The organism is Paenarthrobacter sp. CAP02 (assembly GCF_040137855.1).
Taxonomy (GTDB): domain Bacteria; phylum Actinomycetota; class Actinomycetes; order Actinomycetales; family Micrococcaceae; genus Arthrobacter.
In genome coordinates this window covers 1-19,698 of the sequence record NZ_JBEEII010000002.1, presented here as the reverse complement: position 1 = coordinate 19,698, position 19,698 = coordinate 1, and the positions used below count along the sequence as shown (strand labels likewise).

The 19,698-nt window shown below is 63.5% G+C and carries 21 protein-coding genes; 9 read left to right on the top strand and 12 right to left on the bottom strand.

What is annotated here, in order from left to right:
* Positions 1-70 precede the first annotated feature (70 nt).
* The 4 genes from pyrH to ABHM97_RS03055 all read left to right on the top strand — a co-directional run bounded on the left by pyrH (position 71) and on the right by ABHM97_RS03055 (position 3,024).
* Entirely contained in the window at positions 71-808 is a 738-nt protein-coding gene (pyrH, locus tag ABHM97_RS03070) for a UMP kinase (RefSeq protein WP_235519676.1), read from the top strand.
* Between the two features lie 117 nt (positions 809-925).
* The gene (gene frr / locus ABHM97_RS03065; protein WP_090819256.1) at positions 926-1,483 is read left to right on the top strand and encodes a ribosome recycling factor; all 558 of its coding nucleotides are present in this window, start codon (positions 926-928) and stop codon (positions 1,481-1,483) included.
* Positions 1,483-2,418: a phosphatidate cytidylyltransferase gene (locus ABHM97_RS03060; RefSeq protein ID WP_349469553.1), complete on the top strand. Its 936-nt coding sequence runs from the start codon at positions 1,483-1,485 to the stop codon at positions 2,416-2,418. Before frr ends, ABHM97_RS03060 begins: the two co-directional genes overlap by 1 nt.
* Positions 2,419-2,439: 21 nt before the next feature.
* Complete coding sequence (locus ABHM97_RS03055) at positions 2,440-3,024, top strand: DivIVA domain-containing protein (RefSeq protein ID WP_349469552.1); 585 nt, start codon at positions 2,440-2,442, stop codon at positions 3,022-3,024.
* Here the strand turns inward: ABHM97_RS03055 and ABHM97_RS03050 are convergent.
* From ABHM97_RS03050 to ABHM97_RS03030, 5 genes are read right to left on the bottom strand one after another with little or no spacing between them, the layout of a single operon-like run.
* On the bottom strand, positions 3,021-3,722 hold the full coding sequence (locus tag ABHM97_RS03050; protein WP_235519680.1) for a hypothetical protein: 702 nt from the start codon (positions 3,720-3,722) through the stop codon (positions 3,021-3,023). The two genes, ABHM97_RS03055 and ABHM97_RS03050, sit on opposite strands and share 4 nt — an antisense overlap.
* 50 nt (positions 3,723-3,772) lie before the next feature.
* Complete coding sequence (locus ABHM97_RS03045; RefSeq protein WP_349469551.1) at positions 3,773-5,239, bottom strand: sodium/solute symporter; 1,467 nt, start codon at positions 5,237-5,239, stop codon at positions 3,773-3,775.
* On the bottom strand, positions 5,236-5,598 hold the full coding sequence (locus ABHM97_RS03040) for a DUF485 domain-containing protein (protein ID WP_235519684.1): 363 nt from the start codon (positions 5,596-5,598) through the stop codon (positions 5,236-5,238). The genes ABHM97_RS03045 and ABHM97_RS03040 overlap by 4 nt, the downstream gene beginning before the upstream one ends.
* Positions 5,595-6,314 (bottom strand): LytR/AlgR family response regulator transcription factor, encoded by a 720-nt coding sequence (locus ABHM97_RS03035; protein WP_349469550.1) that lies wholly within the window; start codon positions 6,312-6,314, stop codon positions 5,595-5,597. Before ABHM97_RS03035 ends, ABHM97_RS03040 begins: the two co-directional genes overlap by 4 nt.
* Before the next feature lie 21 nt (positions 6,315-6,335).
* Positions 6,336-7,529, bottom strand: coding sequence for a sensor histidine kinase (locus tag ABHM97_RS03030; protein ID WP_349469549.1), 1,194 nt, complete (start codon positions 7,527-7,529; stop codon positions 6,336-6,338).
* Between the two features lie 180 nt (positions 7,530-7,709).
* Here ABHM97_RS03030 and ABHM97_RS03025 point away from each other — a divergent pair, with 180 nt between their 5' ends.
* The gene (locus ABHM97_RS03025) at positions 7,710-8,090 is read left to right on the top strand and encodes a DUF485 domain-containing protein (RefSeq protein ID WP_349469548.1); all 381 of its coding nucleotides are present in this window, start codon (positions 7,710-7,712) and stop codon (positions 8,088-8,090) included.
* A gap of 8 nt (positions 8,091-8,098) precedes the next feature.
* Positions 8,099-9,706: a monocarboxylic acid transporter gene (locus tag ABHM97_RS03020; protein WP_349469900.1), complete on the top strand. Its 1,608-nt coding sequence runs from the start codon at positions 8,099-8,101 to the stop codon at positions 9,704-9,706.
* 66 nt (positions 9,707-9,772) lie between these two features.
* Here ABHM97_RS03020 and ABHM97_RS03015 read toward each other — a convergent pair whose 3' ends face one another.
* The 5 genes from ABHM97_RS03015 to ABHM97_RS02995 form a co-directional block, all read right to left on the bottom strand.
* The gene (locus ABHM97_RS03015; RefSeq protein WP_349469547.1) at positions 9,773-10,792 is read right to left on the bottom strand and encodes a PHP domain-containing protein; all 1,020 of its coding nucleotides are present in this window, start codon (positions 10,790-10,792) and stop codon (positions 9,773-9,775) included.
* 73 nt (positions 10,793-10,865) lie between these two features.
* The gene (locus ABHM97_RS03010; protein WP_349469546.1) at positions 10,866-11,447 is read right to left on the bottom strand and encodes a hypothetical protein; all 582 of its coding nucleotides are present in this window, start codon (positions 11,445-11,447) and stop codon (positions 10,866-10,868) included.
* Between the two features lie 75 nt (positions 11,448-11,522).
* On the bottom strand, positions 11,523-11,930 hold the full coding sequence (locus ABHM97_RS03005) for a DUF4383 domain-containing protein (protein ID WP_235519697.1): 408 nt from the start codon (positions 11,928-11,930) through the stop codon (positions 11,523-11,525).
* Positions 11,931-12,059: 129 nt separating this feature from the next.
* Positions 12,060-12,824 carry a hypothetical protein gene (locus ABHM97_RS03000; protein WP_349469545.1) on the bottom strand — a complete coding sequence of 255 codons (765 nt, stop codon included), beginning with the start codon at positions 12,822-12,824 and terminating at the stop codon, positions 12,060-12,062.
* A gap of 122 nt (positions 12,825-12,946) precedes the next feature.
* Positions 12,947-13,417, bottom strand: a complete 471-nt coding sequence (locus tag ABHM97_RS02995) for an Lrp/AsnC family transcriptional regulator (RefSeq protein ID WP_235519699.1) — start codon at positions 13,415-13,417, stop codon at positions 12,947-12,949.
* Positions 13,418-13,612: 195 nt separating this feature from the next.
* On the opposite strand from ABHM97_RS02995, the gene pdhA reads away from it, so the two are divergent.
* Genes pdhA through ABHM97_RS02980 form a run of 3 tightly spaced genes read left to right on the top strand, consistent with a single transcriptional unit; the run spans position 13,613 to position 17,159 of the window.
* Positions 13,613-14,782 (top strand): pyruvate dehydrogenase (acetyl-transferring) E1 component subunit alpha, encoded by a 1,170-nt coding sequence (pdhA, locus tag ABHM97_RS02990; protein WP_235519700.1) that lies wholly within the window; start codon positions 13,613-13,615, stop codon positions 14,780-14,782.
* Entirely contained in the window at positions 14,782-15,792 is a 1,011-nt protein-coding gene (locus tag ABHM97_RS02985) for an alpha-ketoacid dehydrogenase subunit beta (RefSeq protein ID WP_349469544.1), read from the top strand. Before pdhA ends, ABHM97_RS02985 begins: the two co-directional genes overlap by 1 nt.
* Positions 15,789-17,159, top strand: a complete 1,371-nt coding sequence (locus ABHM97_RS02980) for a dihydrolipoamide acetyltransferase family protein (RefSeq protein ID WP_349469543.1) — start codon at positions 15,789-15,791, stop codon at positions 17,157-17,159. The genes ABHM97_RS02985 and ABHM97_RS02980 overlap by 4 nt, the downstream gene beginning before the upstream one ends.
* Positions 17,160-17,253: 94 nt before the next feature.
* Here the strand turns inward: ABHM97_RS02980 and ABHM97_RS02975 are convergent, their stop codons facing one another.
* On the bottom strand, positions 17,254-18,126 hold the full coding sequence (locus tag ABHM97_RS02975; protein ID WP_349469541.1) for an NAD-dependent epimerase/dehydratase family protein: 873 nt from the start codon (positions 18,124-18,126) through the stop codon (positions 17,254-17,256).
* Between the two features lie 229 nt (positions 18,127-18,355).
* The coding region (locus ABHM97_RS02970; protein ID WP_349469540.1) for an HNH endonuclease signature motif containing protein at positions 18,356-19,698 on the bottom strand (1,343 nt) is incomplete at its 5' end.

Below are 19,698 nucleotides of genomic sequence, written 5' to 3'. Positions count from 1 at the left end.
CCGTCCGGGTAGTACCTGCGCGGACCCACAGCACGATAATCTAGCCAGAGTCCACCAACGGGAAGGCACCATGGAAACCGTCAACACTGCAATCCAGCCCGAGAAGACCCGCCGACGTGTACTTCTGAAGCTTTCCGGCGAGGTCATCGGCGGAGGCAAGCTCGGCGTCGATCCTGAAACCGTCCGGGCTATCGCCAAGCAGATCGCGGCAGCCGTATCCGACGTCGAAGTTGCGATCGTCGTGGGCGGTGGCAACTTCTTCCGGGGCGCCGAACTGTCCCAGAGCGGCATGGACCGTTCCCGCGCCGACTACATGGGCATGCTGGGCACGGTCATGAACTGCCTCGCCCTCCAGGACTTCCTGGAACAGGCCGGCGTGGAGACCCGCGTCCAGAGCGCCATCACCATGGGCCAGGTAGCGGAGGCCTACATCCCGCGCCGGGCCATCCGACACATGGAAAAAGGCCGTGTGGTCATCTTCGGTGCCGGAGCAGGCCTGCCGTACTTCTCCACCGACACTGTCGCTGCCCAGCGTGCCCTTGAGGTTCACGCTGATGTGGTCCTCATGGCCAAGAGCGGCGTGGACGGCGTCTACACCGCAGATCCCAAGAAGGACCCCTCAGCGGAGAAACTCGACGTACTCAGCTATGACGATGCCCTGCGCCGCGACATCCGGGTCATGGACCAGACGGCCATGACCATGTGCAAGGACAACCAGCTCTCCATGGTGGTCTTCGGCATGGAAGGCGAAGGCAACGTTACCCGGGCCATCCTCGGCGAAACGCTGGGAACCCTGGTTACTCCGTAGCAAGGGCTAGGATATTTCTAGGACCGTCCGCCCCACGTGGCGGATCTTTACTATGCATTTCTTTACCGTGCATTGCCGCCTGACGTTGGGCAGCAACTACTTTCTGAGGAGAAACCCGTGATCGAAGAGACCTTGCTCGAAGCCGGCGAGAAGATGGACAAGGCGGTTGAGGTAGCCAAGGACGATTTCGCCACGATCCGCACCGGCCGGGCCAACCCCGGTCTGTACAACAAGGTGATCGTCGAGTACTACGGCACACCCACTCCGCTCCAGCAGTTGGCTTCCTTCGGTGTGCCCGACGCCCGCACCATCCTCATCACGCCCTACGACAAGACCGCACTGCGTGACATCGAAAAGGCACTGAGTGACTCCGAGGTGGGCGCCAACCCCTCCAACGACGGCAATGTCATCCGTGTGACCATCCCGGAGCTCACCAAGGAGCGCCGCAAGGAGTACGTGAAGATCGTCAAGGGCAAGGGTGAGGACGCCAAGGTCTCCATCCGCAGCATCCGCCGCAAGGCGAAGGACAGCCTGGACAAGCTCGTCAAGGATGGCGAAGCCGGTGAAGACGAGGGTGCCCGCGCTGAGAAGGAGCTCGACGCCCTGACCAAGCAGCACGTCGACAGCATTGACGAACTGCTCAAGCGCAAGGAAGCCGAGCTGCTCGAGGTCTGATGAACCAGGCAGAGCCGGCGCCCGCTGAGCGGGTCCCGACACGCGACACTCCCAAACGCGCCAGGCGTGTGCGGGCGAACCCCACTCCAAAGGCAGGGCGAAACCTTCCGGCGGCCATCGGCGTCGGGCTTGCCATGCTGTTGGCCGTTCTGGGGGGCCTGCTGTTCCTTCCGCTCGGATTCGTCCTCCTGACCACGGCGTTTGCGGTCCTGGGTGTCTGGGAAGTTTTCCGGGCACTCGAAGCACAGGGCACCCGGATGCCGATCATCCCAATGATGGTCGGCAGCTTGGTGATGCCGGTCTCTGCTTATTTCGGTGGCCTAGAAGGGCTGCTGTTCACCATGACGGCGAGCTCCGTGGCCGTCCTGTTGTGGCGTTCCATCGAAAGCGCAGCGGGGGCGCCGCGCAGCGTGTTCGCCGGAGTTTTCACCCTCGCCTGGATTCCGTTCCTGATCAGCTTTGCTGCGCTGCCGTTGCACGCAACAGGCGGGGCAACTCCGGTGGGTTTCTGGCCCAACGGCATCCCGGACGGCGCGTGGCAGATCGCCTCGATGTTGTTGTTGGTCGTTTCCAACGACACGTTCGGTTACATCGTCGGGGCGTCCTTCGGGAAGCACCCCATGGCGCCGAAAATCAGCCCCAAGAAGTCCTGGGAGGGTTTTGCCGGATCGGTTGGCGGGGCCATGGTGATCGGTGTCCTGGCCTGCATCTTCATCCTTGACAGGCCGTGGTGGGTGGGGCTCATCCTTGCTCTTGGCATGGTGGCCGCAGCCACTGCCGGAGACCTCGCCGAGTCCATGGTCAAGCGCGAGCTTGGCGTCAAGGATATGAGCAGCATCCTGCCCGGCCACGGCGGCGTCATGGACCGTTTGGACTCCATCGTGTTCGCGGCCCCTGTAGCCTATGTTTTGTTCGCGCTGCTGAGCGGCGTCTGAAAAACCAATGAAGGAAAAGTAGTGTCAATGGATATTCGACGCCAGATTCCCGCAACGTTCGAACGTGTTGAGCGCAGCAAGTTCGGCTACAACGCCAAGCAGGTGGATGAGTTCCTCCAACGGGCCAGGAAGTCGTTCGAGAGTCCCGTGGGCGCCGCGGACCAGATAGCCAGTGGTGACGTCCGTAATGTGGCGTTCGATCCCGTCAAGGGTGGGTACGACGCACACAGCGTCGACGCTGCCCTGGATCGCCTGGAGGACGCTTTCGCCCGCCGCGAGCGTGACGACCTCATTAACCAGCAGGGTGAGGAGGCCTGGCTCCGCCAGATCGGCAAGCTCTCCGGCATCCTCCGGGGCAGGCTGCACCGGCCCGACGGCGAAAGGTTCCGTCGCCCGTCCAAGAAGCGTGCCCGCAGCTACAACGTCCAGGACGTCGACGCCCTGTGCGCTGAACTCATTGGTTACCTGGAGCACGACCAGACGCTCAGCGTGGACACTGTCCGCCGGGCTGTCTTCCGTGCAGCCAAGGGCGACGAAGGTTATGAAGAAGCGCAGGTGGACGCGTTCCTGGCGCGTGTCGTGGAACTCATGGCTGCGATCGACTAGGCCCTTTTTTCGGGAGATCGCGAGACCGGCGGGTTGTTTTTCCAGACCTCAAGGTACCTGCGATGTCCCCTGGCCAGTGAGGTCACGAAGAAGGCCAGGGCGGCTAGTACTGCAATGCCAACGGACAGGGCCACCGGTAATCCGCCGACCAGCATCGCGGACCCCAGCAGCAGTGCGATGAGGGCGGAGTTGACCGTCCCCATGAACACCATGCTGCTCCCGGCCACTTGGCTGAAGTCGCGGCGGCCACCGAAGAAGTAGTAGGTCCGCTTGGCCCCTTCTTCGTCGTCGTGAAAGCTGGCCATGAGGTAGGGCGCCACCCCTGGGTCGAGGTCCACGTACGCGGCGCGGAGCCTGTTCATGGCGATGACGTACATCAGGTCTTCCATGCCCACGCTCATCACGCGCACGTGTGTGAGCAGTCCAACCACTACGTCGATGCTGAGTATGGTCAGCGCAAAGGCCCTGAACGCATCCGAAAACTGGGTGGCGTTACCCACCAGCGCCACGCTGAGCAGGCTGGCTGAGGTAAAGGTGAGGAACATACTGATGCGGGTGAGGACCTCGCCTTGGGTGGTGCTCCTGGAAGCGAGCAGGCTCCAATGCTCGGTGGCCAACAACTGCGCCCGGACAGCGGGCGGAAACTCGGTCGCTGTAGCCGGCGGATCGTAGCTGACCGGCCGTGGTTCCTCGGACATGGCGTCATTGTCCACCTTGAACGATCCTCGAACAACAGGGTGGTGCTGCCTTACCGCTCAGTCACGACAGGGCGTTCGGGCACGTGCAGCCGTGACATGATGCGGTCCACCGAGGACGGAACACGGCCCTTGGTCATGACGGACACAGCCACTGTCACGGCGAAGGCCGCCGGGACAGTCCATGCCGCCGGCTGGGCCAGCCAGGCCGGAGCGCTTCCACCGCCCATCACCGTGCCGGCCACCATGGCGCCCCCGCAGAGCAACGCGCCTGTCAGCATGCCCGCGATAGCCCCCGCATCGGTCAAGCCACGCCACCAGATTCCCAACAACAGCACCGGACAAATGGTGGAGGCCGTGAAGGCAAACACCAGGCCAACGCTTCCGGCCAGGGCAAGGCTGTCGGTCATGAAGGCAAAACCCAAAGGCACGACGGCGGCCAGTACTGCCGCGAGCCGGAACCCTCTGACGCTTCCACCGAAGAGGTCCTGGCTGATGACGCCGGACAAGGAAACCACCAGGCCCGACGTCGTGGACAGGAAGGCGGCGAAGGCTCCTGCGACGACCAGGGCCGAGAGGACATCACCAGCCGTTCCACCGATCAGCCTGCCTGGGAGCAGCAGGACCAGGGCGTCAGCTTGGCCGGACTGTGCGAGCTCGGGCGCGTACATTCGCCCGAGTGCGCCGGAAAGCGTAGGGAACAGGTAGAAAACGGAGAGTAGTCCCAGCACGATCAACGTGGTGCGCCGCGCTGACTGGCCGTCCGGGTTGGTATAGAACCTGACCAGCACGTGCGGCAACCCGAGGGTCCCGAAGAGCAGGGCGACCAGCAGGGAGATGTGTTGGTAGGCGCCTTCGGCAGCCTGGCTGGTCGGGTTGACTGTGAGGGGTGCTTGTGGAGCCGCCCCATTACCGGCCAGCACCAGGAGGACGAACACGACCGGTACGGCCAGGGCCGTCAGCTTCAGCCAATACTGGAACGCCTGGACAAAGGTGATGGAGCGCATCCCGCCTGCCACCACCGTCAGGCACACCACCACAACCACCGCCGTCGAACCAACCCACGACGGCAGGCCCGTGGTGATCCTGATGGTGAGGGCAGCCCCGTGGAGTTGCGGGACGATGTACAACCACCCGACGGCTACCACCACCAGGCTCGTCACGCGTCGGACCAGCGCCGAGTCCAGGCGGGCCTGGGTGAAGTCCGGAATGGTGTAAGCGCCGGAGCGCCGTAGGGGAGCGGCCACGAAGAGCAACAGCATCAGGTAGCCGGCCGTGTACCCCACAGGGAACCAGAGTGCGTCGGTGCCTGAGAGCAGGATCAGTCCGGCAACTCCCAAAAAGCTTGCCGCGGAGAGATACTCGCCCCCGATCGCCGACGCGTTCCACCATGGTGGGACGGTGCGCGAGGCGACGTAGAAGTCGCCTGTCGTCCGGGAGATGCGTAAACCGTAGAAGCCGATGACCGCCGTCGTGATGGAAACGGCGAGGAACGCGACGAGGCTGACAACGGGGTTCACTTGTCCTCCACAAGGTCCCGGTAGCGGGCCTCGTTACGGGCCGCGGCGCGGTTATAGAGCCACGCACTGAGTCCAATCACCGGGTAGACGCCCACTCCGAGGGCCAGCCAATCCAGGGGAACTCCGGCAATCCGGGTTTCAGCCACGCCCGGACCGTACACGAGGATCAATGCGAACACGGCCAGGATGACCAGGAACCCACAGGCCACCACCAACGCGAGGCGCAGCTGCGAGCGGATCAGCGAGCGGACAAACAGGCGGCCGGAGTCGGAGTCCTCCGCTATTTCACGGGGACTCGTCACCCGGCCGGGAGCCAGGGGAGCGGACTGCCGCGGCGCCGTGACGCGGACCCGGGTCATCCTTGCGGCCGGATACGTGTGGAGTGCAGTTTGTCCCTGACAGCGGGAAGGTGGCGCCGGCTGATGGGCAGCTCCGCGCCGGACACAGCCACACTGGGGCCGGTGGCCGAAAGCCTCAAGTGCTGTACGTGGCTGAGGGCGATGAGGTACGAACGATGGATGCGGATGAAGCCGGCTTCCGCCCATTTCTGCTCCAGGTCGCTCAGGGGCACCCGGATGAGGTAGCTTGCCTCGGTGGTGTGCAGCCGGGCGTAGTCGCCTTGGGCCTGGACGTAGGTAACGTCGTCACGCCGGATCATGCGTGTGGTGCTGCCAAGATCAACCGTGATCATTTCCGGCGCCGGTGTGCCGTCCTTGATCAGCTCGCTGATCCGGTCCACGGATCGGGTCAGCCTCTCGGCCCGCAGCGGCTTCAGCAGGTAGTCGACCGCGGCCAAGTCGAAAGCCTCAAGGGCACAATCCTCGTCCGCGGTGACGAACACGACGGCGGGCGGGTTGCTGGTGCGCGAAATGGCCCGCGCGATGTCCAGGCCCGACAAGGCCGGCATATGGATGTCGAGGAAAACTGCGTCTACAAGTTCCGTTTCAAGAGTCCTCAGGGCCTCGGCCCCCGATGATGCCCGGTGGATGGCCCCAATCCGCTCATCCCGTCCCAGGAGGAAGGCGAGTTCTTCGACGGCGGGCAGTTCGTCGTCGGCGACGAGCACGTTGATCATCCTTATAGATTAGTCCGCGGTTCAGGCGTCGTGACCCGGTTGCGACTTGGGTACACGCAGGGTGATCAGCGTCCCTTCGCCGGGTGCTGTCTCGATCACCAGGCCGTGCTCGTCCCCGTAAACCTGCCGAAGCCGGGCGTCCACGTTGCGCAAACCCACGTGATCGCCATCCGTGTGCCCGGCCAGTACCGACCTGAGATGTTCGGGGTCCATGCCAACGCCGTCGTCCTCGATGGTGACTTCGGCGAACGCTCCGGAGTCATTGGCGCAGATAGTGATGTGGCCTGGGCCCTCCTTTGCTTCAAGGCCATGCCGCACTGCATTTTCCACCAGGGGCTGCAGGCTGAGGAACGGGATGACCGTGCTCAGTACCTCCGGCGCAATCCGCAGGCTGACCTGGACCCGCTCGCCGAACCGGGCCCTTTCCAGGAGCAAGTAGCGGTCGATGCAGCGCAGTTCCTCCGCTACCGTGGTGAAATCACCGTGCCGCCGGAATGAATACCGGGTGAAGTCGGCGAACTCCACCACGAGTTCCCTGGCCCTGGCGGGATCGGTGTTGATGAACGAGGCAATGGCGTTCAGTGAGTTGTAGATGAAGTGTGGGCTGATTTGTGCCCTCAACGCCCTGACCTCTGCTTCCATCAGGAGGGTCCGGGACGCTTCGAGTTCCGCGAGTTCCAGTTGGGCGGCAATCCAATCAGCCACTTCGCTCGTGGCGCGGACCAACCCTGCCCCTGCGGCGGGTGCCAGGGCGGCCACCGCTCCGACCACCCTGGACCCGGCCCGGATAGGCGCAATGACAGCGCTGAAGTCCTGCCCCGGTTTTCCGATGCCGGCATCGCTGGCGTGGGGGACCACCACCGTTCTGCCCGTGCTCAGCACGTCAGCCGCGAGGCGCATCAGCGACGGCCGGAGCTCTTCCCCGGCACCGTCCCATGCAAGGACGGCGTCAGTATCCGTGATGGCCAGGGCATCGCAACCCAGCAGCACCCGCAGTTGTTTACTGGCCTTGGCTGCTCCCGCGGGTTGGAGGCCGCCCCGAAGGTGCTGCCCGGCCCTCGATGCGGCGTGCAGCGTGTTGTACGTGGCACGCTCGGCATCGGTGCCAAGGTCGCGGAACGATCGGATCACCTTCAAGCCAACACCCACGACGACGGCGACGGCCAGCACGATCACTGCGACGGCAGCGAGGCTGAAAAGTGGAGAGTCGGGCATACAGCCAGCGTAGTCAATGAATTTGCCAGCATCCTGCCGTTCGGCGCAGCGGTGCGACCGTTGAGCGACGCCGCACGGCTCACTACTGGAAGAGACCGCGTGCCGCGTTCGATAGTGATTGCAGTCACATCAGCGCCGAGGGTGGAGCTGATGTGGGCACATCACAACCAGGAGGAACCAATGGGTAATGAGGCCCACCCCCACGACGCTGCGGCGTCCGTGGACTTCCAGGAAGTCCAACAAACGGAACAGTTCAGGACACTGCGCAAGCGGCATCGCAGCTTTGTCTTCCCCATGGCCGTCATATTCCTGCTGTGGTACTTCGCGTACGTCCTGCTGGCCGCCTACGCCGTCGAGTTCATGTCCACAAAGGTCTGGGGCAACATCAACATCGGCCTGATCCTGGGGCTGCTCCAGTTCGTCACCACGTTTGGCATCACGGCCTGGTACGTGAGCTACTCCAACAGGAAGCTCGACCCGATCGCTGCGGAGATCCGCACCGGGATCGAAGGCCACCAGTTCGACAAGGATGGAAACATGATCCAAGGGGAGGCCAAGTGAACGCCACCATGGTCCCGGCAGTCGAGGTCGCTGCCCTGAAGGACACCACGCTGTTGAACATGGGGATCTTTGCCTTGTTCGTCGCAGTCACCATGGTCATCGTGTTCCGGGCAAGCCGGAACAACAAGACGGCCGCCGACTACTACGCTGCCGGTCGCTCCTTCACTGGCTCGCAAAACGGAACGGCCATCGCAGGCGACTACCTGTCCGCGGCGTCGTTCCTTGGCATCACCGGCGCAATCGCCATCAACGGGTACGACGGCTTTCTGTACTCCATCGGCTTCCTGGTCGCCTGGCTCGTGGCGCTGCTGCTGGTGGCCGAACTGCTCCGCAACACGGGCAAGTTCACCATGGCAGATGTCCTCTCCTTCCGGTTGCGTCAACGCCCTGTCCGGATCGCGGCTGCGCTGTCCACCCTCGCGGTCTGCTTCTTCTACCTCCTGGCCCAAATGGCCGGCGCGGGCAGCCTGATATCGCTCCTGCTGGGGATCAGCGACTGGGGCGGACAAGCGCTGGTGATTATCGTCGTCGGCGCGTTGATGATCATGTATGTGCTCATCGGCGGCATGAAGGGCACCACGTGGGTGCAGATCATCAAGGCGATCCTGCTGATCGCCGGCGCCGCAGTCATGACAGCCATGGTGCTGGCGATCTACGGATTCAACCTCTCCAGCCTGCTGGGATCGGCCGCAGAGGCTGCCAACAACCCGGCCATCCTCAACCCCGGCCTGCAGTACGGCAAGACCGAAACGTCCAAGTTGGACTTCATGTCATTGGGGCTGGCTTTGGTCCTCGGAACAGCAGCCCTGCCGCACGTCCTTATGCGCTTCTACACCGTTCCCACCGCAAAAGAAGCCCGCAAGTCCGTGGTGTGGGCCATCTGGCTGATCGGCCTGTTCTACCTCTTCACCCTGGTGCTGGGTTACGGAGCAGCAGCCCTGGTGGGCGCGGAAACCATCAAGTCGGCACCCGGCGGCGTCAACTCCGCAGCACCGCTGCTGGCCTTCCACCTGGGCGGTCCGCTGCTTCTGGGCTTCATCTCAGCTGTCGCGTTCGCCACGATCCTGGCAGTGGTGGCCGGCCTGACCATCACCGCAGCTGCGTCCTTCGCCCACGACATCTACGCGAACGTCATCTCCAAGGGCAAAGCCGACGCTACTGCAGAGGTGAAAGTTGCCCGGCGCACTGTTGTGGTGATCGGCGTCCTGGCCATCCTCGGTGGCATCTTCGCCAACGGCCAGAACGTGGCATTCCTGGTGGCACTGGCCTTCGCGGTCGCGGCATCGGCCAACCTCCCCACCATTGTCTACTCGCTGTTCTGGAAGAAGTTCACCACCCAAGGCGCGGTATGGAGCATGTATGGCGGGCTCGCCGCGGCGATCCTGCTCATCGCGTTCTCACCCGTGGTTTCGGGTGCCAAGACCTCCATGATCCAGGGCGCCAACTTTGCGATCTTCCCGCTCAGCAACCCGGGCATCGTCTCCATCCCGTTGGCCTTCTTCCTGGGCTGGCTCGGAACGGTGCTGGACAAGCGGCGCGAAGACCCGGCCAAGCAGGCAGAGATGGAGGTGCGCTCGCTGACCGGAATCGGAGCCGAGAAGGCGGTGGACCACTAAGTCCACTCCCGCGGTAACCATGAAGGGCCCCTCCTGGCGCAACAGAAGGGGCCCTTCAGTGCGGGGTCACTTCTTGAGGCTGAGCCATTCAGTCAGTTGTTCCAACGGCCATGTGGTGACGATCCGTTCCTTCGGTACACCCAGGGCTTCCGCTCGCGCAGCCCCATACTGCAGGAAGTCGAGCTGGCCGGGAGCGTGCGCGTCGCTGTCGATGCTGAACAGGCACCCGGCGTCGAGGGCCATTTTGATGAGGTTGTCCGGCGGGTCCTGCCGTTCGGGGCGGGAATTGATTTCCACTGCCACGCCCCACTCTGCGCACTCGCTGAATACCTTGGCGGCATCGAACTCGGACTCAGGCCGGGTGCCGCGGGATCCCTGGACGAGCCGTCCCGTGCAGTGGCCCAGGACATTGGTGTGTGGGTCGCTGATGCCGCCGAGCATCCTTGCGGTCATGGTTTTCTTGTCTGAGCGAAGCTTTGAATGGACGCTTGCCACCACCACGTCCAGGCGGTCCAGCATGTGCGATGCCTGGTCCAGGGTTCCGTCCTCCAGGATGTCCACCTCAATGCCCTTGAGTAAGCGGAATCCGTCCTGTGAGGCATTGATGTCTTCCACCAGGCCCAACTGGTCTTCGAGACGTTCGATGCTCAGGCCGTTGGCAATGGTGAGGTTGGGGGAGTGGTCCGTGAGAGCCAGGTATTCGCGGCCCAGAGTGCGTGCTGCCGCCACCATGGCTTCGATGGGAGATCCGCCGTCGGACCAGTTGCTGTGACTGTGAAGATCGCCGCGCAACGCGGCCCGAAGTGTTTCGCCGCCGGCGGCCAGGGCTTCGGTGCCACGCTCCCGCAGGTCGGCCAGGTACTCCGGCACCCTGTCCTCCAGCGCCTGGGTTATGACTTCCGCGCTCCGGTTGCCGACGCCCTTAAGGCTGGTGATCCTGCCGGCACCGACCAGCTTTGCGAGGTCGTCGGGCGCCAGCTGCCGGACGGCGTCGGCCGCTTTACGGAAGGCCTGGACCTTGAAGGTGGGTGCTTGGCTGCGTTCGAGCCAAAAGGAAATTTCGTCGAGCGCCTCGATGGGATCCATGGCTCCATGATCCACGAACCAAGCGCACCATCAACAGTGGGCAGTGTCGATGGTGCGCCGGTCCGGTCACTACCTAGTGGTGGTGACCCTGCTCCAGGGCGGGATTGGAGCCCTGGCTGTGCTCTCCGTGTGGCACGGCGTGCTGTCCCGCCATCGACGCCGCCAGTCCCGGAGTTGCAACTGTTGCAACAACGACGGCGGCTCCGAACGCGGCTGCCAGAAGCCGCCCGGTCCTTGGCTGGCCGTGGGTGCCGCCGTCGTTGGTCTTGCGCTGCCGCCTCAGCCAGCCCGCTCCGGCGAGCGCCATCAGGGTCAGGCCGAGGGCGGCAAAGTGGCTCACATCCAACGAGCGTTGGATGCTGATTCCGCTCGCCACCACGGCGAGGTGCGCTACACCGGCTGCGGCCAAGGCCGGAAGCGCATAGCGGGCGAAGACCAGGGAGTTGCGGTGCAGTCCCCACAGCGACCACGCCAGGAAGGCAAGGCCGGCCAGGAGAGTCACGACACCCGAGACCATGAGTCCCGGTGCCGTGGCTCCAGCTCCGGCGATGTAGCCGGCGGCCACGGAGAGCTCGACCATTCCCGCAGCCATGGCGGCGAAATAAACGAACAACAACGTCGCTGCGCTTAGCGTGGGGTGGTTTTTGTTCTCCATGGTCCTAGCTCCTCGCTCTCCGGAGTCGGTGATCAACTGTTCGGTCATCAGCCCGTGGGTGACGTGGCGCTGTGCTTAGGCGCGGGCGGAGGCTACGACGGCCTTGTCCTGCGAGAGGGCAACGCCGAGCAGGACTACGGCGCTCGCGAGGTGCAGCACGTTGTCAGCGCCGTTGAGGGCGATGATGTTCAGTGAGCTGCCGACGAGGAAGAGCCCGACGATACCTACCAGCAGGTAGACCCCACCAACCGTGGTGTTGACCGTCTTGGACAGGGTGACACTGTTCATGCCTGAGTAAAGCAGGGCGGCACCGATGGCCAGGTGGATGATGTTGTGAAGCGGGTTCACGGCGAAGATGATCAGGTTGGCACCCTCGGTGGCGAAGAAGCCGATTCCCGAGGTGACAAAGAATCCGAGCACGCCTACCAGGAGGTAGACGGCTCCGAAGATGGTGGCGATCAAGCGATTGGGCGAAGTACGCATTGGTCCGAACCTTCCGATGATGGCCGGAGAACTCCGGCCGTCCTGCTGAATCCCAAGTGGGGTTCTCAAGCAGTGATTCGGACCATGCGCACCGTCGGATGGGTGGCGGGAAGAAAAAACTTTGTGCAGTTAAGGGCGTAGCCGGATACTGCTCATTTTGAGGTCTTTGGTGCCCTCGAAAACGTACTGGAGGTCGATGGTCTTCCCGTCGCATTGCAGCTTGCCTGCGAGGTCGGCGGTGTTGTTGCCGTTGTTGGATTTCACGTTAACGGAGTTGTAGACCGGCTTGCAGGAACTATCCAGCCGCAGGCCTTCAATTCCGTCAATGAAGGATTGCTTGTCCAGCTCGTCCTTCAGCGGTTGGCTGAGGTAGTTGTCGTAGGCCTGCTCCGTTTGGCCGGACACAACGAGGGTGGTGAACTCGTCCGCGAGGGACCGCGCCTTGGACGTAGAGTCGCCCACAAGGTTGACGAGAACCAGGATGCCAACAACGGCCAGGACAATGACGCCGGCAACGATGCCAAGGACGATCCACAACACCTTTCGGCTCTTTTTGGGCGGCACCTGGGCGTATGGGCCGCCAGGATACTGGCCGGGGTACTGACCGGGCGGGACCGGGCCCTGGTTCTGGCCGGGTGCTGCGTACGGTGGGTACGGGTTTTGGCCATACTGTTGGCCGGGTGCTGCGTACGGTGGGACGCTGCCTGGCGGCTGGGCGGACGACGGCGGTTGGGCGGACGACGGCGGCTGTTGCCACTGCGGCGGCTGGCTTGAGGACTGCGGTTGTTGCCACTGCGGCGAAGCGCCGGTCTGCGGTGGGTAGCCCGGGTTCGGGGGAACCGGCGGCTGCGCGGGGCCAGGCTGGTTAGGGTTCGGTTCTTGCGGGTTGCTCACGGTAGTGCCCCTTTCGGCAGCCTCTTCAACGCCACCACCTGACCGGGGACCTCTGGACGGTCCCCGGTTCGTCCACTTGAATCAAAGCGCATCCGGCACTTGGTGTACAGCCAACCCGCCCGTCAGGACTCGGAACGACGCCCCAGTAATGGTTGAACGCGGTAGGGGATCATCTCTCGCATCGCCAGCGCAGTATCTGTCCGGTCCACTCCATCGCAACCAAGGATCTTGCCGTTGATGCGGTAGAGGTCTTCCGCGTCCAAGGCGACGACCCGAAGCAGGAGGTCTGCTGATCCCGTCAGGCCGAAGCCTTCAAGGATTTCCGGGATGTCGGCCAGGTCCTGGGCAAGGGACGCGAGCTTCTGCTGTTGCACATGGACGGTGATGAACGCCGTCAATGGGTAGCCGAGCGCGACCGGATTGATGCGCCTCTCGAAGGAGAGGAACGCATGCTTCTTCTCCAGCTGGGCCATGCGGGCCTGGACCGTGTTCCGGGAGAGCCCCAACTTCTGTGCCAGGGCCACCACGGTCCCGCGGGGATCTTTCGCCATGGCGGAAAGGAGCCGGGTATCAGTGCCATCCAAAGGGTGCATAATGCGCAAGATTAGCACGGGCAAGAAAGCCCAAACAGAGCACATTGCTCAATTTCCGCGAGGGTAGTTGTACCCCTTGTAACTTGTGAGTAGGGTCACAATTAACTCCGGCGAAGGTGCCGGAGGGCCGGTCTGCGGCAGGACCACAAGTCCAGCCAGCGCCGACAAAAACGAGCCGGAAGGTTGCGATCACCTGTGTTGACGGATCAGGCGGGCAAGGGAGTGCACAACGACACTCCAGGCCCAGGACAAAGTGCACAAAATCCCCTGAGGACTGGCGGCGATCTGCTCCAGCTGGTTTCTCCGGACGGCGAGCGGATCAGCCATCCGGAATTCGATGTCTGGGTCAAGGATGTTGGCGATGAGGCTTTGTGCTCCTTGTATGAGGACATGACAGTCATCCGCCGCATAGATGCCGAGGCAACCGCGCTCCAGCGGCAGGGGGAGCTCGCACTGTGGCCCCCGCTCCTCGGGCAGGAAGCGTCCCAGATAGGTTCGAGCCGATCGTTGCGCGACGACGACTTCGTTTTTCCGAGCTACCGCGAAAGCGGTGTGGCCTACGTGCGCGGAGCCCACCTCTCCGAAATCGCCCGGGTATGGCGGGGCAACGCCTCCTACGGGTGGGACCCCCAGCGCATCAACCTGGCCACACCCCAGATCATCATCGGTTCGCAGAGCCTGCACGCCACTGGTTACGCCATGGGAGTCCAACTGGACGGCGCCAACACGGCCGTCCTTGCCTACTTCGGCGATGGTGCCACCAGCGAAGGCGACGTCAACGAAGCCATGGTCTTCGCCGCCAGCTACCAAGCCCCCGTGGTGTTCTTCTGCCAGAACAACCACTGGGCCATTTCAGAGCCGGTCCGGCTCCAGTCGCACGTTCAGTTGGCTGACAGGCCCACGGGATTCGGAATTCCGAGCATCCGGGTCGACGGCAACGACGTCCTCGCTGTCATGGCCGCAACACGCGTCGCTTTGGACCGCGCACGATCCGGCGGCGGCCCCACCTTCATCGAGGCGGTGACGTACCGTATGGGTCCGCACACCACGGCCGATGACCCTACCCGCTATCGCGACCCCATCGAGCTCGAGGACTGGGCCGCCAAGGACCCCATCCTCAGGTTGCGAAAGCTCCTTGAAGCCAAGGGCCTGCTGACCGAGGATGTGGAGGCCCGCGTCAAGGCGAAGGCTGACGCTGTAGCTGCGGAACTTCGCTCCAGCTGCATCGGCATGGCCGATCCGCAGCCACTGGACGTCTTCAACCACGTCTACAGCACTCCCAATCCCTGGATAGAACGCCAGAAAGACCACTACTCGCGGTACCTGAACAGTTTCAACGAGTCCGTCGAGGAAGGTGCACTCTGATGTCCAAGCTCACTTTTGCCCGTGCCATCAACGCAGGCCTCCGGAAGTCACTCGAAAACGACCCCAAAGTGGTCCTCATGGGTGAGGACATAGGCTCACTTGGTGGCGTCTTCCGCGTCACCGACGGGCTCCAGAAGGACTTCGGAAAGCACCGGGTCATCGATTCCCCACTTGCCGAGTCAGGCATTATCGGCACCGCGGTTGGCTTGGCCTACCGCGGCTACCGCCCGGTGTGCGAGATCCAGTTCGACGGCTTCATCTACCCCGCGTTCGACCAGATCGTCAGCCAGGTAGCAAAGATGCACTACCGCACCCAGGGGCGGGTGAAAATGCCCATCACCATCCGCGTTCCCTTCGGTGGCGGCATCGGCTCCCCGGAGCATCACTCCGAATCACCCGAAGCGTACTTCACCCACACCTCCGGGCTGCGCGTGGTGGCAGTGTCCAACCCGCAGGACGCCTACACGATGATCCAGCAGGCCATCGCTTCGGACGATCCGGTCCTTTACTTCGAGCCCAAGCGGCGCTACCACGACAAGGGTGATGTGGACGAGGCCATCGACCTTTCCACTGCGTTTCCCATGGACAAGGCAGCTGTGGTGAACGTGGGATCGGATGTGACCCTGGTGGCTTACGGTCCTCTGGTCAAGACGGCCAAGGACGCTGCCATGGCTGCCGCGGACGACGGTATCTCCGTGGAAGTCATCGACCTCCGTTCCCTCGCTCCCGTGGACTATCCCGTGGTGGAAGCATCGGTCCGCAAGACGGGCCGCCTGGTCATCACGCATGAAGCCGGCCAGTCCGGTGGTCTTGGCGCAGAGATTGCTGCGAGCATCACCGAGCGCTGCTTCCATTACCTGGAGTCAGCACCGGTGAGGATCACCGGTTTCGATGTTCCGTATCCGTACTCGAAGCTCGAAATGCACCACTTGCCCGACCTTGACAGGATCCTTGACGGTGTAGACCGGGCCCTGGGCCGCCCCAACTCCCTGAGCGGACTGGAAGGATGACCGCCACCATGATCAAGGAATTCAAGCTGCCGGACCTCGGAGAAGGCCTGACCGAATCGGAAATCCTGAGCTGGAAGGTGGCCGTGGGGGACACCGTTACGCTCAACCAGGTCATCGCGGAGGTGGAAACCGCCAAGGCTGTGGTGGAGTTGCCTTCGCCTTTCGCTGGGACGGTCGCCGCGCTGCACGAGCAGCCCGGCACCGTAGTGGAAGTCGGCAAGCCGATCGTGTCTTTCGAGGTGGACGACGCCGGATCCTCCAACGGTGGCGGCGCCACCAGCGGTAATGGCAGCGCGACGGAAACTCCCGGCACGGAGGCGGCCCCTGCGAAACGCGAGCCGAACCTGGTGGGTTACGGAGCCGTCGTCGAACACACGGGCCGCCCCACCCGGCGGGCCCGCGGCCTGGCCCAAGCCAGCCCCACGGCGTCGCCAGCACCAGCCGCCCCCGCGACTGGGGTTGGCGAACGTCCGCGCTCCACTCCTCCTGTCCGCAAGCTTGCGCGGGACCTCGGAGTGGACATGTCGGCGGTTAGTGGGACGGGGCCGGGCGGACTCATTACCCGGGACGATGTCCACGCCTTCACCAGTGACGTCACCAGCGCTGTTGGCACGGCCCAAGAGATCGCCGGAAATGCAGCAATCCCCGCCCACGCAGCACAGGGCGAGCGGGAAACCCGGACGCCCATCAAGGGGGTTCGCAAGTTCACTGCCGCTGCGATGGTGCAAAGCGCCTTCACCGCGCCGCATGTGACCGAGTTCCTCACGGTTGATGTCACGGCGACCATGGACCTGCTGGCACGGCTCAAGGGCAACAGAGCGTTCGAGGGCTACAAGCTGACGCCGCTGACCATCGCTGCCAAGGCCGTGCTTGTGGCGCTCCGGAACAATCCCACGCTGAACTCGCGCTGGGATGAGGCCAGCCAGGAGATTGTGCAGTTCAACTACGTGAACTTGGGGATCGCCGCCGCGACACCCCGCGGCCTGACTGTTCCGAACATCAAGGACGCAGACCGGTTGACACTGCGTGAGCTCTCCACCGCGCTGACTGAACTGACGGACACCGCGCGTGCCGGCAAGACGTCTCCGTCGGATCTCTCCGGAGGGACTATTTCCATCACCAACATAGGTGTGTTCGGTATCGATGCCGGAACACCCATTCTGAATCCAGGTGAGGCCGCAATCGTCGCCCTCGGCGCTGTGCGGAAGGCGCCGTGGGTTGTGAACGACGAACTTGCGGTCCGCCAAGTCATGTCGCTCAGCCTCTCCTTCGACCATCGTCTGGTGGATGGTGAACAGGGTTCACGGTTCCTTGCCGATCTCGGCGCCATCCTGTCCGACCCGGCCATGGTCATGACCATGATCTAAAGCCCCAGAAGCTGCGCCGGCCCATCCCTTGACGAGTGCTTGCAGGAAACTGCAGCCAAGGGGTGGGCCGTCGCGCGTCCGGTCCTGGGACGCCTCAGTCCTCGGTGGGTGTGGTCCGGTTTGAGTGCACGTCACGCCAACTGTGCACGGGTTCGAATCCCAACAGTCTGCGGGCCTTGTCGATGGAGAGCATCGTCTCGTGCTCGCCAAGTTCCTTCACAACCTCGACGCCGGGAAAGACCTCCGCCGCAAGCTCAGCGCTGCTCCGGCTCATCACAGTATCTGAGGCGGCGATGATGAAGGTCTCAAAACCCGGTTGCGCATGTTCCAGGGCCCGGACCACGGCAAGGGCACCATCCCGGGCATCGATGTATCCCCAGAGGTTCCATTTACGCAGAGTTGCATCGGAGTCGAAAGACGGGAACGCCTCGTAGTCTTCCGGGTCCATGACGTTCGAAAAGCGCAGGGCCGTAATGCTCAAGTCGGGGTCCCAGCGTGTGAGCTGGATGGCCATTTGCTCCTCGAGGTGCTTGACCAAGGAGTACGTGCTTTCGGGGCGCGCCGCATACTCTTCATCGACCGGAATGTAGGGTGGGTCGACGTCAAAGGGCAGGCCAAGTACCGTCTCGCTTGAGGCGTAGACCACCTTCTTGATTCCGGCTCTCCGAGCGGCTTGGAAGACGTTGTACGTCGAGACCATGTTGTTCTCGAACGTGGCGGCATCCGGGGCCAGCCCTGGGGCCGGGATGGCTGCGAGATGGACAATGGCGTCGAAACCGTCGTGCCGGTCGTCGAGGCCCAAGACGACGTCCAGGACCTGTCCGTAATTGCGGAGGTCAACATTGACATAGCCTTGGCCACGCATTCCGGCTCGGTCCAGGTTGAGCACCTGGTGGCCGTCTTGCGTCAGCCGACGAACAACACTCCTGCCCAGTTTTCCGCTTCCGCCCGTGACGGCAATCTTCATGGTCTGCTCCTTCTTAGTGGCTAAATCTGCTGAGTGGCTAAATCTGCTTTGTTCGGTAGGGTCCGGTTTTCAGCGTAGGTGGCATGACGGCCGAACACAGCCCCTCAGGCAGGTCCTGGGAGTCCTAGGAAGGCCGGTACGACCCAAGGCGTGAGGCTCGGCGCGCGGAAGTACCTGTCCTCGGCTGCCCCCCCCGCACACCGGATTCCTCATGTTTTGAGTGGATCCCTCATGTTCTGAGTGGTGTGTGGTGGTGGTTGCGTCGGGGTGTTTGGTGGGGGTCGATGTGGGGTGGGGGGATGAACCAGGGGGTGCCGTTGGTGTTGGTGATGGTCCATTGTTCTTTGTGGATGAGGTGGTGGTGGTGGGAGCAGAGGAGGGTTCCGTTTTCTGTTCCTGTGGTTCCGCCGTGGGACCAGTAGGTGATGTGGTGGGCTTCGCACCAGGGTGCGGGCATGGTGCAGTCGGGGAAGGCGCAGCCGCCGTCGCGGGCGGTGATGGCTTTGCGGATGTGGGGTGGGAAGATCCGGGTGGTGCGGCCGATGTCCAGGACGCGGGAGTCGGTGCCGAGCAGGACGGGGATGATGTCGGCGTCGCAGGCGATTTTGCGGATGGTGTTGGGGTGGAGGGGGCCGGTGAACGTCGCGGTGCCCGTGCCAGTGCCGCTGCTTGTGCCGGTGCCGGTGGTGGTCTTGGTGTCTGGGTTGGTGGGTGTGTTGTTGTGGGTGAGTCGGTCCAGGAGGTCTTGGTGGCTGATGGTGACGGTGAGTTGGGGTCGGAGTCCGCCGTTGGTGGGGAGTTTGCCGGTCGTCATCGCGAGGTTGCAGGCGCCGACGAGGCCGTCGAGGAGTTTTTGTGGCCGGGAGCGCCGGTCCAGGTCCGGGCTGGTGGGTTGGGTGGTGTGTCGGGGGTTGGTGGCGGTGTTCATGACGGTGGTAAGGGTTTCGTATTGTTCGGTGGTGGCGAAGATTTCGAGGTGGTGCAGTCCGTAGCGGCGTCGGCGGCGGAGGAAGGTGCCTTGGTGTTGGCGGAGGGTTTCTTCGGAGGGTTCGGTTCCGTCTTGGTCGATCCTGTCGGTCCAGCGTTGGGCCATTTTGGTCAGGAAGTCCGGGTCGCTTTCGGTTGCGGTTCTGGTCAGGGCGTGTTCCATGCGGGTGAGGGTTTCGGCGTCGGTGAGGTGCCGGACTTTATCCAGGGCGGTGCTGATGATCGTGGCTGTCCGGGAGGGTATTTGGGCTGATCCGATCGCGTCGGCGAGCGTTTCCCGTCGGGCGGGGAGGGATTGTCCGGCTATTCCGGGCCGGGGGAGGACCTCGGCGGCGAGGGCGAGTCTGCGGCGGGCTTCGCTGATACTGATCCGCAACCGTGCCCGGAGGAACTGTGCCGTGTTCGGGTACCCGTCATCGAGCAGGGCCGCGTCGCTGGTCCGGGCGACCGCAGGAGCGTCGCTGCCCTGAGCGGCCTGAGCGGCTTGGCTGGTGACAGCGTGCTCCTGAATGCCCGGGGCGTCAGTCCAGCCCGTGCGCCAGCCGGGTTCGGCTGAGGACTGGGCGCCTCGAGCTTCATTCCGGG